This is a genomic window from Mariniflexile sp. HNIBRBA6329, from assembly GCF_043558645.1.
Classification (GTDB): Bacteria; Bacteroidota; Bacteroidia; order Flavobacteriales; family Flavobacteriaceae; genus Mariniflexile.
Map to the genome: position 1 here is coordinate 336956 of NZ_JBIFXS010000001.1, position 15546 is coordinate 352501.

At 34.3% G+C, this 15546-nt stretch carries 8 protein-coding genes; all 8 read right to left on the minus strand.

The annotated features are described in order from the left end of the window. Positions 1–5: 5 nt before the first annotated feature. A complete protein-coding gene (locus tag ACGK9U_RS01345; protein WP_394464557.1) occupies positions 6–2252 on the minus strand; it encodes a GH32 C-terminal domain-containing protein in 2247 nt (748 codons plus the stop codon). A gap of 181 nt (positions 2253–2433) precedes the next feature. Further along, positions 2434–3540: a DUF4960 domain-containing protein gene (locus ACGK9U_RS01350; protein WP_394464558.1), complete on the minus strand. Its 1107-nt coding sequence runs from the start codon at positions 3538–3540 to the stop codon at positions 2434–2436. A gap of 12 nt (positions 3541–3552) precedes the next feature. Beyond that, positions 3553–5382 carry a DUF5018 domain-containing protein gene (locus ACGK9U_RS01355; RefSeq protein ID WP_394464559.1) on the minus strand — a complete coding sequence of 610 codons (1830 nt, stop codon included), beginning with the start codon at positions 5380–5382 and terminating at the stop codon, positions 3553–3555. Positions 5383–5427: 45 nt separating this feature from the next. Continuing rightward, positions 5428–7128 carry a RagB/SusD family nutrient uptake outer membrane protein gene (locus ACGK9U_RS01360; RefSeq protein WP_394464560.1) on the minus strand — a complete coding sequence of 567 codons (1701 nt, stop codon included), beginning with the start codon at positions 7126–7128 and terminating at the stop codon, positions 5428–5430. A gap of 4 nt (positions 7129–7132) precedes the next feature. Beyond that, complete coding sequence (locus tag ACGK9U_RS01365) at positions 7133–10207, minus strand: SusC/RagA family TonB-linked outer membrane protein (protein WP_394464561.1); 3075 nt, start codon at positions 10205–10207, stop codon at positions 7133–7135. Positions 10208–10375: 168 nt separating this feature from the next. Beyond that, positions 10376–12565: a GH32 C-terminal domain-containing protein gene (locus tag ACGK9U_RS01370; protein WP_394464562.1), complete on the minus strand. Its 2190-nt coding sequence runs from the start codon at positions 12563–12565 to the stop codon at positions 10376–10378. A 22-nt stretch (positions 12566–12587) separates the two neighbouring features. Then, on the minus strand, positions 12588–14132 hold the full coding sequence (locus ACGK9U_RS01375; protein WP_394464563.1) for a glycoside hydrolase family 32 protein: 1545 nt from the start codon (positions 14130–14132) through the stop codon (positions 12588–12590). 4 nt (positions 14133–14136) lie between these two features. Beyond that, positions 14137–15465, minus strand: coding sequence for a sugar porter family MFS transporter (locus ACGK9U_RS01380; RefSeq protein ID WP_394464564.1), 1329 nt, complete (start codon positions 15463–15465; stop codon positions 14137–14139). Positions 15466–15546 lie beyond the last annotated feature (81 nt).

Sequence of the window (15546 nt, forward strand, 5' to 3'; positions counted from 1 at the left end):
TTTTTCTATTTTGATGATTCCACATATTCCCAATCGATAGAATTCATTGGCCAGATTTGAATTTTTCTCACCTTTTTATCATCATCAAACCCCATTAACTCAATATGCTTTGCATCGGTTTCTGTAAAATAAATGCGATCGGTAATGGACACTTCATTATTTATATAAATTTCAATCATTGATTTATCTAAATAAATATGAAGTTTGATGTCATCAATAATTGAAAGAGGTGCTTTAAGCGGTGTAAATTTTCGTTCTGGATTATCCTGTATTTTATCAAAAACCACTGCATTTGTTGTTGGGTCATAATAAATCATCGCTTGAGGATTTCCAGAACTAGATTTTCTAACAACAATTCCTTTCTTCTCCTTTCCTGCTTTAAATTCTAACTTGATTTCAAGTTGATCACCAGTTACATCTTTTAAATTGCTTTCTAATTTTGAAATTCTGCAATTATCACAGTTTATAATAGATTTTCCTCTTAGAGAATTAAGCTCCTTTATTGGTGAAAACTTAAGTTTATTGTTCTTACCTAACCATAAGTTTATCGGCAAACCTGCATTATGTGCCCAACCCATATTATAGGTATCAACCTTTCCAAACTTTCCTTGGGCTATTGAAAAAACAATAGATCTATTGGTTTTTGGATCAATAAGACCGCTTTGTCCGGTAAACCCAAAATCCCCATAATCTAACAGTGAAGGTTCTTCATGGTCTGGAATAAACTTTTTTGTTTCCTTGTCAAAAGTTCCAACCCAATAGAAGACTTCTACATCTGCAGCATCTCTAAGTGGTAATACCATAAAAACATATTTATCTGTATTTTTTCCATCTTTTGTTGGTAAAGGAAGGAAAACAGGTAACTCCCATACACCACCTAAATACGGATATTTTTTTATATCTGTTTGATAAAAAGGATGAAGATAATTCCAGTTTTTAGCATCATTAGAATCAAATAGTACTGCTGTTCCTCCCTTTTCAGCAATACCACTTCCAACAATCATGTAATATTTGGTATCTATTTTAAAAACAAAAGGGTCTCTAAATTCGTTATGCAAATATTCGGATGGTTTATCTATTATAATTTCTGATTTTTCCCAAATGACCAAATTTTTGTCTCTTTTGTCTTTAGGAAATGCTATTGATGTATATTGATTTTCTGATTTTGCATCATTTGCAGCCGTATAAAAAAGCATTGGTGTATCGTTAGGCCCTATATAAGCCGATCCAGACCATATCCCATCAGGGGTAATACTTCCTCTTTCTGGAGCCAAAGCTATATCTACATGTTTCCAATTAACCATATCATTACTTACCCAATGCCCCCAATGGATTTGTCCCCAATATGGACCGAAGGGATTATGCTGATAAAAAAGGTGATATTTACCATTATAATATAAAGGAGCGTGGGGTTCGTTCATCCAATGTGCAGGAGCAATGGCATGATAATTAGGCCTAAAATCGTCATCAAATTTTGTATAATCTAATCTTAAATATTTAGTAATGTCTTGTTCTATGCGCGAATCGATATCAATCCCTATCTTATCAGAAACATTTAAGGGCTTTATAGAAATGTCATCAATAATCCCACTAATCATATTGAATTTGAATTTTTCACCAAATCCACTGGCATCTGAATTTCTACCTATTGTCAAAACATAATCATCACTCCTAAACTGTTTATCAATCAGTAAACTATCTAATGCTTCATTCAACAGATCTTTTCCGTTTAATGAGACTTTTAAAGTTTGTGTATCTTGTGTCACCTGAACAAAATTCCATTTATTTTTTTGTAGAAATAATTGATTGTTCATGGAGCGTTTTTCATCATTTCCAATACCATATTGAATGACTAATTGACCATGTTTAAGCAAACCTACTTTAAATCCTACTGAATCTTTTTTAGAAGCAAAATCTAAAATAGCTGCTAATTTATTATCTATGGCATTATCAAAAGCTCTTGGGGCTATCCAGAAACTTATATTAAATGTCTTAGGAATCTTAATGCCTTCTATCTCCATGTACGTAGAATAGCCATCAAAAAGAAGTGATCCTCCAGAACCAATTGGTTTCCAGAGATAATGTGGAATTTCATATTTTAAACTATATGGTGCATTGTATAGATGTGCTTGGTGGTTCTTTTGAAATTCCTTCCACCAATTTTCACCGTCAAAATTAATGTCAAGATTTTGTGCTTGAAATGAAACACCTATCAAAATCAAAAACACTGAGATTTTATATGAAATATTCATCCTTAATTTAATTTTGTTTATTTAATTTTTGCTGAAATAAGGTACAGCTCGCTTACAATAAGACCTTACTGAAATATATGTCTAACTGCTTAATTTTTATACAAGAAAAGGCTCTTTTTAAACCATGACCATGAAGTTAAAAAAAGAACAGGCACTGAGCCTGTTCTTCAAACTAAACTAACTATTTACTACTCAAATAATCAATACTATTTTTATAAATTTTTTGAACGTTACTTAAATATGGGTTATTACGGGCATCGTTCATACTCCATTCCATACCTCCAATGCCAATCGTAATCATATACCCTTTAAATCTATCCCATGGATTCCAAACAATAATTCCTGCGGCTCCTTCGGCAGCTATGGTATGATCCCATATTGATATAGGTTCTGCATTATAAATTGAATTAAAATTAGCATATTTTGGTACAGCTATTGAACCTAAATCCCACAATGCATTGTGGTCTTCTTTATAACCAGCATTAATAACATCTACAAAATTATTTGCATTTCTAGGAACACCATTTGAAATAATGTTTGCAACCGTAGAATTTGTAAAACCAATTCCCCAAATATCCGGGTTATTGCCTCCGGCTCCAGTACCGATTATAGTTCTTAAACCAGAAGTATCTCTGCCTAATTCCTCAACTAATCCAGTTCCAAGTAAACCAGCAACTATTTTACCGCCTTGAACAAAGAATTTAGAAAGCACATTTAAGTTAGCTAACAAAGCAGCTGGTTGCGCTGACGAACCTACATTATCATACACATATACAATAACATTTACACCTTCTAAAGCATCATCAGATAATCCATCATAAGAAATATAAACAAAGTCACTACCATAGGTAGCTTGTGTCCATTCTGCCGCTGCCTTAACGTCATCATCTGCGATATCAGCTATGGTTACTCCATCTCCTAAAAAAGCGATTTTTGACGGCAATAGTGTTGCTTTAATGGTATAAATGCGTTCACTAACACCATTGCTAACGGTTACATTTATAGGGTTTGATAAATCTAGCGTTGATCCACTTTCTGGAGTTATACTAACACCCTCTGGAGCAGTTGCTTCAAACAGAACAGAAGATAAATTTGTATTTCCTACTAAACTTACGTTTATCGTTCCAGCTAAATGGTTAATTTCTGCATTTTTGCCATTGATTGCAACCTCTTCAACTATATCAAGAACTGATGGTCCATCCATATAATTTTCTCTATCATCGCATGATTGTAGCCCTATAAAAAGGACCACAATCGCGAATATGTTTTTTATAATTACCTTATTCATAATTATTAGTTTTTAATTATTTAAGTAGTCAATAATATTAGAAGTAAGCAATTCTATATTACCTTGATAATCGTTTATTCTGCCATCGTTAGAATTAAATTCATACCCAATAATTGTGTTTTCAAGAGAAATGATTCGACCAGCAAAACCTGTTCCTATATTTGAGTCAAAATTTGCTTCAACAGCACCATTGGTTGGCAAAAATTCTACGGCACCGTATCCAAATCCATCTCCAATCCAACGTAAAGTTCCTAGTTTTACAGCATTTACTGTTTGCTCAAATAATAAAACGGCATCTTGACCACAACATCCAGGAGATAAAATACCATCCATATGCTGGTGCCATATTAATCTTGCTTCACGAGTTCCCGCATTATATAAAGGAAGTTCTCCATCTCCATTAAATGTTAAACCATTGAAAATTGGATGTGTTCTACGATTTCCTGAGTTGTTAGCATCTCTTACGCCTAATCCCCAAACATCATCTGCTGGTCTATTTGTATCCACACATCCTCCTGCGCCCGAACAGCCAAATTCTGTGTAACGGTAGTTACCTAAACCACGAGGTTGTGAATAATCTGCAGGCATGCGTCCTAACACATGAATAAATGACGTAGGATCTCCAGCTAAGAACAAGTTTCCTCCATTTTTATACCAATTTGTTAAAGCCATTGCTTGAGCAGCTCCAGGTTGTAATTCTGCTGGCAATAATGTCATCACATTAGTGTCTGTTGCAAAATATTGCGTCCCGCTAGTAAGTGGTGTTAAATAATATAACATAACCACATTCGTATTAGCAAGAGCAGTTTCAGTTACATTTGCTATTTTGATGTATGCGAAATCATTAGGATATTGTGCTCTTAAATATTCGGCAGCAGATTTAGCATCATCATCCGCCAAAGTATTGATACAATCTGCTTCTCCTAAAAACACTACTTTTTGGGTTGAATTAGCGGCAGTTGCTGTTACTTGATATTCTTTTGTTAAGCCTTCTAGATTTGTAACGGTATATTTAACAGATCCATTACTAAAATTTTGAGCCACTCCAGAAGCAGGTGAAACTGTTAATTCATCATCAATAGTAATAACAGGTGCTATAGAAGTTAAATCTGAACCAGCTGGTAATATTAAAGAAATAGTAGATGCATCATTATTTATAATTCCAGTTACGGCACAAACATCCTCAGACGTAGCAAATGAATTTATAATTGGCGCTGCTAATTGTGTTACGGTTACAAAATAAGACTTACCCGTAAAACCATCGTTAGATGTAATGGTATATTTAACTGGAGAAGTGAAATCTTGTGCTACCCCAGATGCTGGGTTCGAAGTTGTTCCTCCCGGAATGGTGTACTGAGGTGATAAAGCTTTAATATTTTCTTGACTACCAACAGTTACAGCTATAGTGCCGTTAGCCTGATCAATAACTCCTACATTTTCTCCTATAGAGAAGGTCATAATCATAGGATCTCCAAAGGCAGCTATGGTAGCAGTATATTCCCTTGAAACGCCGTTATTACTTACTGTAAAAATTACAGGTCCAGCAGAAAAATCTACAGTGCTACCTGAGGCAGGATCAATGGTTGCTCCGTCTGGCAAAGTGGTGTTTACTATAACATTACTAATATCTGTACCAGCAGGTAATGTAGCTGTAATGGTACCAGTTGTATGGTTTATGGCTGCAGTTTGCCCATCTACTTCAAAAGATCTTATTATAGAATACGTATAGTCTGGAACTAAATCTTGAAATTTAATATCGTCATCACAACCTTGTGTAAATGTGAATATTAATCCTAAAAAAAGGAAAGGTATTAGCTTAATAATTTTAGATATATTTTTCATCTTTATAATTTTAGATAGTTTTTTTAATTTTAATAGTTTTTAATTTTAATAACCCGCACGTTGTTTATAAACGCCTCCCGTTGCATCAATTTCTATTTGTGGTATTGGAAGATATTCGTCTCTACCAGCAGTAAAAGATGCACCGCTATAGTAGCTTCTTTTTCCACTTTCGGTTAACATATAATTATTAATCCAGTTGGCTGCTATCCCCCATCTAACCAAATCATAGAAGTGATGTCCTTCATTATTAAGCTCTAAACGTCTTTCCATACGTAACGCTTTTGTTGCATAGGCTTTAGAAACACCTGTTGTGGGATATAATTCTATCGAATAATTGGCGGCATTCATTGATGGATTATTAAAATCATAAACATAAGGTGAGTTTTTAGCTCTATTACGAATTTCATTTATGATGGTCATTCCAGTTTCGGTATCATTCAATTCAATTGAAGCTTCTGCTTTCCATAGCATCACATCACTTATTTTGATAATTGGCCAATCAAGCGCCCCTTTAGCCCAAGGAAATCCTCCTGAAGCTCTTAAATCAGAATTAGGATCGATTTGATTTTTCTTTCTTACATAGACACCGTAAGTTGCAATATCTCTACTCCAATTGTTTTGCATTGGCATTCCTGCCCATTGTTTCCATGTAATTCCTGGACGCCCAATTGCATGATCTAATCTTGGATCTACAGGAGTTGTTATATCTGTTGGACTTAAATCAGCGGCATTATAAGTGTCCAATAAAGGCAAACCGCTACCATCTACTTTAAAAGCATTAACAATATTCTGACTTGGTTTATCAAAATCGTCTCCATTCAAATACGGGTGGTTTATATCATCAGATGGTGAATCAGGAGAATTCAGTAAATTACCAAAATCAAGGTTTCCAAATTCTGAACCATCATTGATCGAATATTGAATTGCAAAAACATTTTCTGGATTTCCATAACCAGGCGTTGAGTATAATTTTTCCAAATCATCAACCAATCTATATGGCCCAGCAATAACCTTATCAGCATTCGTAATAACATCAGCCCATTGTCCTTGAAATAATTTTGCTTTAGCTAAAAATGCATAAGCAACCAGTTTATTAACTCTACCTAATTCTGGTTGTGTATTTGGCAACACATCAATTGCATCATTTAAATCACTTTCAATTTTACCCCACAAAAAGCCGGTATCAAATGAATTTTCAAGTTTTGGAACGTCTGCTACAGGTGTTTTTTCATCTATATAAACAAAAGACCCAAAGTTCTTCATCAACTCAAAATAGAAATGAGCTCTTAGCACTTTTAATTCAGCTATTCTTAAATCTTTGTTAGCAAAATCTGGGTTATTATTTAAAGCTATTATAGCACTATTTACACGAGCAATTGCAAAATAACCAGCTCTCCATAAATTATATACATTTTCTGAGGATGCAAATACCTGATGAATTTCTAAGGCGTGCATACCTCCACCAGGATTATCTCCAACTCCACCGCCACCTTTATAAGCATCTCCGCTTCTTATGTCAGAAAAACACCAGTTAGAAGGTGCATGGTCAAATGGCCAGTTATCTCTAAATTCACCGGTATTAAATCTGTAATCCAAAGTACTATAAGCACTTACTACTAATTGCTCTAAGTCTAAATTATCTTCAGAAATTACATTTTCCGGACTTACATCCAAAAAATCTTCCGAACATGATGTAATGCCTAACACTACAATCGCTACTGTTATTATTAATTTAATTTTTCTCATGTCTTTAAAATTGTAAGTTAAACCCTAAACTAAATGTTTTTGTATGTGGATAAACTGCCATTCCAGCAATTCCAATACCTGTTCTACTTAATCCAGGAACTTCATAATCAAAGCCTGTAAATGAAGTGATATTTATCAAATTCTCTGCTTGCAAATAAACTTTAGCAGACTTTAAGCCTATTTTATTAAGCCCTTCTGAGTTTATATTATATGCAACATTTACACTTTTAAGTCTGAAAAATGAACCATCTTCAATAAAGTATGTAGATGCTCTTTTTTGATCATTCGTATCAGAAGTACTTAATGCTGGGATCGTAGAATTAGCATTACTTGGGGACCAAGCGTCTAGCGTATTTAAACCGTGATTAAACCCAAAATATGGAAAATCTAAAAGTTCTCTTTGGGCATTGTACATATCATTACCTTGACGACCATCAAAAAACAATCCGAAGTCCCAATTTTTATAGGTAGCAGATAAATTAATACCATATATAAAATCTGGATGAGGATTACCTATTATAGTTCTATCGTCTTGGTTTACAACACCATCTCCATTAATATCTCGATAGCGAATGTTTCCTAGCGCTTTACCTGTTTGTTCAGCATGTACCGCTACTTCTTCTGGAGTTCTAAAAATACCATCAGCAATATATCCAAAGTAAGATCCTATTGGATGGCCTACACCCGTATATGATACACCTTGAAGTATAAAATTATCAGAATTATTTAATGCCGTAACTTCATTTTTATAAGCTGAATACGTTAAATCAATTCCAAACTTAAAATCGTTTTTCATTTTAGAAGAATACCCTAAAACAATATCAATTCCTTTATTTACCATATCTCCTGCATTAAAAAATAATGTTCCTCCTGCTTCACCTAAAACAGATGGTTGCACCGTTTGAAGTAATAAATCGGATGTTGTTTTTTCATATACATCCACCACAAAATTGATACGGTTATCGAACAAACTGGCATCTAAACCTATATTTGTTTGATACGATTGTTCCCATTTTAAATCAGGGTTTCCAACTTGGTTAGGAGACACCCCTAAATCTATAGGTCCTGTGCCACCGCCTGACAAATCATAATTACTATTTTCTAAAGCAATGTTATAAATAGAATATTGTGCATATTCCAAAATATCAGCATTTCCATTTCCACCCCAAGACCCTCTTAATTTTAAATTATTGATAGTTTTGGATTCCTTCATGAAATTTTCATTACTTATCGTCCAACCTACAGAGGCTGTAGGGAATATACCGTATCGGTTATTTTTACCAAAACGTGAACTACCATCGCGACGAACACTAGCAGATGCGTAATATTTATCGGCATAATCATAAGATACTTTACCAAACATGGACTCTCTTTTGCTATCTGGACCGATACCATAAGCATCTAAAATAGATTCGTCTGCTATGATGTCATATTGATCTATTTTTTCAAAGTCAACATTTGTTCCCTGAAGCACTTGTATTCTTGAAAATTTATTTTGCTGTTCTTTTCTAAAAGTTTCATGACCAACAAAAGCGCTTAATGAATGGGCTCCAAATTCTTTATTATAAGAAAGTAGATTTGTGAAAATGTAAGTATCAGATGCGTTTCTATTTCTAGCAAATCGCTCATAATTTTCACCATCTTGGATAAATATATTTCCTAGAATACTACCATTTTGATTGAAAGAGGCTGTCTGTTCATCAAACTTAAAACGGTTAAAGTCGAAATTAAACTTGGTGCTAAATTTCAAACCATCAATGATTTCTAAATCTGCATAAACATTACCGAAGGTTCTCCATGTTTTTTCAACATTATTTTTATTGATATCTAAAATAGCCAAAGGGTTCCATTTATCTTGCAAACCAGCACCAGTTGGCCCACCCCAAGTTCCATCTTCAGCATAAACCGGAATTAATGGGTTTTGCAATAAAGCATCTTCCATAGAATTTGCCTTTACTTCTCCAAAATTAGCTACCGTTAAATTTTCACCAATGGTAAGCTTTTCCTTAAATAAATTTATACTTGAATTTAATCTTAAAGTACCTCGCTCGTAATATGTGTTTCTTATAATACCATCATCTTTGGCATAGCCCAGACCTGTAAATAATTTCCAATTATTTTTTGCAACGGCATACCCGAAATCTGTTGTGGTAGAAATTGAGTTTTTAGTAATAACATCTACCCAATTGGTATTAGAAACTCTTAAATTATTGTTAGCATCTAAAAATTCTGGTAAAGGCGTTCCCGGTGTGTAAACAAAGTTTCCTGCTACCACTGGCACACCGCCATTTGCTCTATACCTTACATCTAGCCAATCTTGAGATCCTAAAACACTGAAATCTTCTCTAATGGTATTTAAGGTTATTCGAGAATCTAAAGTAATTTTACTTGTACCGCTTTTTGCCTGTTTAGTTGTTACGATTATTACACCTCTAGCAGCTTCAGTTCCATAAATACCAGCAGAAGCTGCATCTTTTAGTACTTGTATACTTTCTATATCGTTAGGATTTAAACCAGATGGCGTGCTTGTTTGTACACCATCAATGACCCATAAAGGACCTGTACCACCAAACACCGATGTTAAACCACGAATGGATATTTGTGTGTCATTACCCCCAGGAACACCTGATGATGTTAAACTTAAACCTGGTACTTTTGATTGAAGTTTAGAAATAACGTTTGGTGTAGCAACAGCGTTAAGTTCATCAACAGAAACGATGGTTATAGCCCCTGTGATATCCTTTTTCTTTTCTGTAGAATATCCGACAACAACAACTGCATCTAATTGTGCAATGTCTTCCTGAAGCGCAATATTATAATTTGCACCACTAGCTACAGTTACTTTTACTTCTTTGTATCCTACATAGGAAACAACCAAAATATCTCCTTGTTTTACTTGCAACTGAAATTGTCCATCAAAGTCGGTTGCAGTTCCATTGCTTGTTCCTTGAACAATTACAGATACTCCTGGTAAGGCCATTCCATCAATTTCTGAAGTAATAGTTCCTTTTACCGTTGTATTCTGAGCAAATGTAATTGCAGAAAATAAAAACAAACAAATGATAGTGAATTGTTTCATAATAATTAAAAATTTATTCTTCATTTAGTTAATTTATTTAGGTATTGTTTATTCTATTTTATGCTGAATTAGCATCATCATAAATAACTGTTTTAACACTAAATCTAAATTTAGGAAAGGTTACAGTTAACTTCTTTTCGAGTTGTTTTTGTTTCATTAGTTCTTGTTTTAGTTAGTTATATTATATAAAGTAACATCTGCAGTGGCGGTACCACCGGTAGCGAATAAATCAACTCCTGTGGCATTGGCAAATGTTGGAAAAAAGCGTCCTGTAAAATGAGACTTATTGTTAACGAATACTTCGAGAACAGAGCCATCAATAAAAACTCTAACATTAATAATGCTACCCGGAGTTATGGCATAAGCCCCTTTTCTTACATCTCTTCTTACTTGTGTGTTTAATGAAGAATTTGAAGCATCTACGATCCATTCTTGGGTTGTCATATTATATGATACTTTATAAAATTCTTCGTTGTTAGGTGTTTTGCCAAAAATAAATCCAATAACATTAACGGTTCCCGTGTTAATGGTAGCTTCCATTTCAAAGTGGCGACTGTTGAAATTATTAAGATAATTTGAACCACCATCTGTAATAGAAAGCGCATTAAAACTTGTTGCATTTCCGCGCAAACTATTTAAATTAGGGTGTGGTTTTATTATAACATCGTTGTTTACATCAAGCTCCCAAACTTGTGGTACACTGAATAAATTTGCCCAACCTTGTTGCTTTTGAAATTGCGCATTCACTTCATCAGGAATAATTCCAATAGCTGTTATTAGTCCATTTGTATCTTTGGTAACTGTCGGCGATAAAAATCCGTTAACGACTTCAAACTTTTTAGGTGTAGCAAAATCTGGTGTGAATTTTCCATTTTCAAACTGTCCAATCCAGTAAAACGTAACAGCAGGTGTGGCATCTGGAGTTTTTTGCACCAACAACATGTCTTTTCCGTTTGGGAATTCATATACTATTGGCATTTCCCAAAAGCCACCTTCACCATTCGCTTTATTACCTTGAAAAGCAATACCTCCATACGTCCAGTTATTAAAATTTGTACTGCTATAGTACACTACATTCCCTCCTGTTGATGAAACTCCACTGCCTATTATCATATGGTATTTTCCATCTTTAAACCATACATAAGGGTCACGAAAATCCATATTGACATCACTTGGCGCTCCAGCAATCACTGGATTATTTGGATTTTTAACCAACGTATTATAATTATCGGTTGAAGTTGCAGTACCTATACCAGCTTTAATTCCGTTAACACCCGTATAAACTACAGCTGGTGTGCCATCTTGCAATATAATCGCATCTCCGGACCAAATCCCAAAATTATCCCAACCTGGAGTAGGCCAAAGCACAGCGTTTTGTTCGTCCCAATTCACTAAATCTGTACTTGTAAAATGACCCCAATTTTGTTGTGATATTCCCAAGAACACTTCATTTTTTTGGTAGAACATATGGTATTTATTCCCTTGATAAATTAAACCATATGACTCATTTGCCCAACCATAATCTGGAATGGCATGATACGTAGGGCGGTTACTATCAGCAGAATAATCAATATTGAATGAATAACTAACATTACTAGGTGGTGTATAATTGGCTTTGATTTTATTTACATTTTCTTGGGTAGCTTCACCTGCATAAATTTTAATTTCATCTAAGGCACCAGAAAAATAGTCAACATCGTAAATGCCCATTTTTTCGCCCATCGTATTTTTACCAATACTAACCTCTGTAGTTGTTGTAGGCCATGAAATAGTTCCTGTAGCTACATTAGTGGTTTTAATAGCAGTTCCATTTAGATAAATTATTATATACTTTTTTTGAGGTGTTAAACCCACAACAATATGATTCCACTTATCTCTATCAATACTTTCGTTAGTTACTTGTTCGTAAAAAGTATTATTCACATTATATTGAACTACAATTTGACCGAACTTGTTTATACCAACCATAAAACCTGTGTTGGTACTTGGTGTTGTTAAAGCCAACATAGCGCCGTTACCAATTGGATATGCTTTAGGTGATGCCCACAAAGACACCGTAAGATTTGAATTTGGAATTAAACTTGATGGCAATGTGCCTTTCACATTATTTGAAAGTCCATCGAAAAAAAGTGCGTTTCCTTGAACACCTGTCATTCTATTTATACCACTTCCTAAAATATCAAAACTGTTTCCAGTAGAAGTTTCAGTGGTAACGGAACCAGTTGATTCATTAAGTTTAAATTCAAAAACACCCCTCAAATCATTGGAAGGCATAGGATCAGGATTTGGATCTGGATTGTCATCACTTTTACTACATGACAAGGCAACAAAAAATGCTAATATTATCGTGCAAAACATAAAACCTGATTTAATAAAATATTTACTCAATCGCATTTTCAATTTCTTTTAAATTAAAATTTTCAATTTTTAAATCCGTATTCGGAAGTATTTCAAAATGCGTGTAGTTCTCATTTGGAAAAATTTGATTGGTCATCACAAATTCTCCATTATTCAAAAAGATTTCTGCAGATGATGCATCTAAAACTATTTTAATAGAAAGCGCATCTTTAGTACCTATATTCATAGTTTGAAAAGCAGTTTTTAAATAGTTTTCACTAAAATCAACTTGCCCTGAATGGGTCCTGTCGGTTGTGAATAAGCCATTAGCTTTATTATAAGCCAGTATATACTTTTCTCCTTCGTTATTAGAAAATACAATTTGTAAAGAGTCTTTTATTTCAGCATCAAAACTGATTTCGCTATGCTGTAAATTTTCAAAACTGATTTTATGAGGAAAATCTCCTGAAATTTCATTTTTTGCAACACTTTGAGTCATTGCATCAAAACCATCTATTGGTTTACTTTTTAGGAAGTATTGATTGTTTTGTTTATAAACTGATAATTCTCTAGGAAGTGTCATCGCACTTCGCCATTTTTCGGTTGGTGTAACGGTCGCATAATTCCAATTACTCATCCATCCTATAAAGATTCTCTTATTGTCTGGTGTGTTATTAAAGGTTACACCTGCATAATTATCAGTGCCGTAATCAATCCATTGACTTTCTTTTTGATTAGTAGTAAATGTCGTGCCATCATAATCGCCAACAAAATATCTAGTACCCGAACCTCCATTTGGAGCACTTTCCCCACCATGGCTGATAATTAAAACCCATTTTTGCTCATTGCTCCCTTCTACAGGTAACTTAAATAAATCGGGGCATTCCCATACTCCTAGAGGTGGATTATCATTAAATCTGAACTCGCTAATTTTACTCCAATCTTTTATGTTTGGCGATTCATAAATTTGAACATGATCTTTGGCCACCAATACTAATTGCCATTTCGATTTTTCTTCATTCCAAAAAACTTTGGGATCTCTAAAATCTTTAATTCCAGGGTTTTTAATTACAGGATTATGTTCATATTTCGTCCAAGTTTCGCCTTCATCATTACTATAAGCAATACCTTGGGTTTGATAATTAATTTTACCTTCTTTTTCTTTAACTGGATCATGGTAGGTAAAAATAGCGACCATCGCATCTTTACCAAATCCTGCCGTGTTGTTTTTATCAATTACCGCACTTCCCGAAAAAATATACCCTAAACTATCTGGGTATAAAGCAACAGGTCTGTGCTCCCAATGTAAAAGGTCTTTACTTTTGGCATGCCCCCAATGCATAGGACCCCAAACGGTACTGTCTGGATAATATTGATAAAACAAATGATAGTAACCTTTATAATAAACCAATCCATTAGGATCGTTCATCCAATTTGCCTTAGGTGTAAAATGGAAATTTGGTCTAAATTTCTCAACAAGAACATCTTTTTGTTCCACTAAGGCTTCATCTACATTTTGTGAAGATTGTTTACACCCCAACGCACATATTAAACCCGCTATCAGTAATATTGAAAAATGCTTTTTCATACTCTTATTTTGTTCTTTCTTTTATTAACTTATTGCTCAACTCTTCTAGAGACACGCCTTTTGTTTCTGGCATCATAAAAATCACAAATAGTAACTGCAGTACCATCATTATGGCAAAAATCAAGAATACCATGCCTGCTCCAATGGTTGAAAATAATATGGGAACCAAAGAAGGCACAACTGCTGCCAGCACCCAATGCACTGAACTACCAAATGATTGCCCAAAGCCTCTTAAATGGTTAGGGAAAATTTCTGAAATAAATACCCATATCACAGTTCCTTGCCCTATAGCATGTGATGCTATGAACATGAACAGTAATATGGGTACAATGCTACCTTCCCAACTAAAAAAGAAGGCAGCTGAAACTAGACTCAATGAAATTATATAACCAAATGAACATATGTACATTAATTGTTTTCTTCCTAATCTGTCTATTAGAATAATTCCTAACAGTGTAAAAAGCATATTGGTAACACCTATCCCAATACTGCTCAATAAAGCTGTACTCTCACCAAGTCCTGCTTCTTCAAAAATTCTTGGAGCATAATATAATAGCGCATTTATACCTGATAGCTGATTGAAAAATGCTATCAAAAAAGCTAGAATTAATGGGAATCTGTATTTTTTAAGGAATATATTTTCGTTAGGTACGGTGTTTTCCATTTCATCCTTAATCTCTAACATGAGCTTTTCTGGATCTTGATCTGGATTAATAATTTTAAGAACCCCTATAGCTTCACTATTTCTAAATTTGGTAAGCAACCAACGTGGGCTTTTTGGAATTGTTAAAGCAAATACTGTGTAAATAGCAGCAGGAAAAGCTTCCACACCTATCATCCAACGCCAAGCGTTTTCGCCCACATTATTTAATAAGTAATTTGATAAAAAAGCTATAAGAATACCAAACACAATGTTGAACTGGTATAAACCAACAAGTTTCCCTCTGTCCTTAGCCGGAGCAATTTCAGAGATATATGCCGGAGCCGCAATAGTTGAAGCTCCTACGCCTAAGCCTCCAATAAATCTAAAAATAGCAAATGTCCAAGGGTCATTTGCTAAACCAGAACCAATGGCTGAAATGGTATATAGTACACCTATCCATATTAAGGTGTTTTTTCTTCCTAATTTATTGGTAGGAATACCTCCAAAAAATGCCCCTACGACTGTGCCCCATAATGCCATGCCTATCACAACAATGCCATGGAACATATCAGATGAGTCCCATAATAATTGTAGCTTTTTTTCAGCGCCCGATATAACTACGGTGTCAAATCCAAATAAGAAACCTGCTAATGCTGCAGTAATAGACCAGATTAATATCTTTCTGTTCATGTGGTGGTGTATTTAGTTTAGTGTTCACAATGTACATTGAAAGTGCTTATCTGTATTTTAGATTTGTATCAAATGAATATG

Coding starts and splice junctions, on each gene's coding strand:
- ACGK9U_RS01350 (WP_394464558.1), bottom strand. CDS start 3,540: ATGAATAAGGTAATTATAAAAAACATATTCGCGATTGTGGTCCTTTTT.
- ACGK9U_RS01380 (WP_394464564.1), bottom strand. CDS start 15,465: ATGAACAGAAAGATATTAATCTGGTCTATTACTGCAGCATTAGCAGGT.
- ACGK9U_RS01360 (WP_394464560.1), bottom strand. CDS start 7,128: ATGAGAAAAATTAAATTAATAATAACAGTAGCGATTGTAGTGTTAGGC.
- ACGK9U_RS01375 (WP_394464563.1), bottom strand. CDS start 14,132: ATGAAAAAGCATTTTTCAATATTACTGATAGCGGGTTTAATATGTGCG.
- ACGK9U_RS01365 (WP_394464561.1), bottom strand. CDS start 10,207: ATGAAACAATTCACTATCATTTGTTTGTTTTTATTTTCTGCAATTACA.
- ACGK9U_RS01370 (WP_394464562.1), bottom strand. CDS start 12,565: ATGTTTTGCACGATAATATTAGCATTTTTTGTTGCCTTGTCATGTAGT.
- ACGK9U_RS01345 (WP_394464557.1), bottom strand. CDS start 2,252: ATGAATATTTCATATAAAATCTCAGTGTTTTTGATTTTGATAGGTGTT.
- ACGK9U_RS01355 (WP_394464559.1), bottom strand. CDS start 5,382: ATGAAAAATATATCTAAAATTATTAAGCTAATACCTTTCCTTTTTTTA.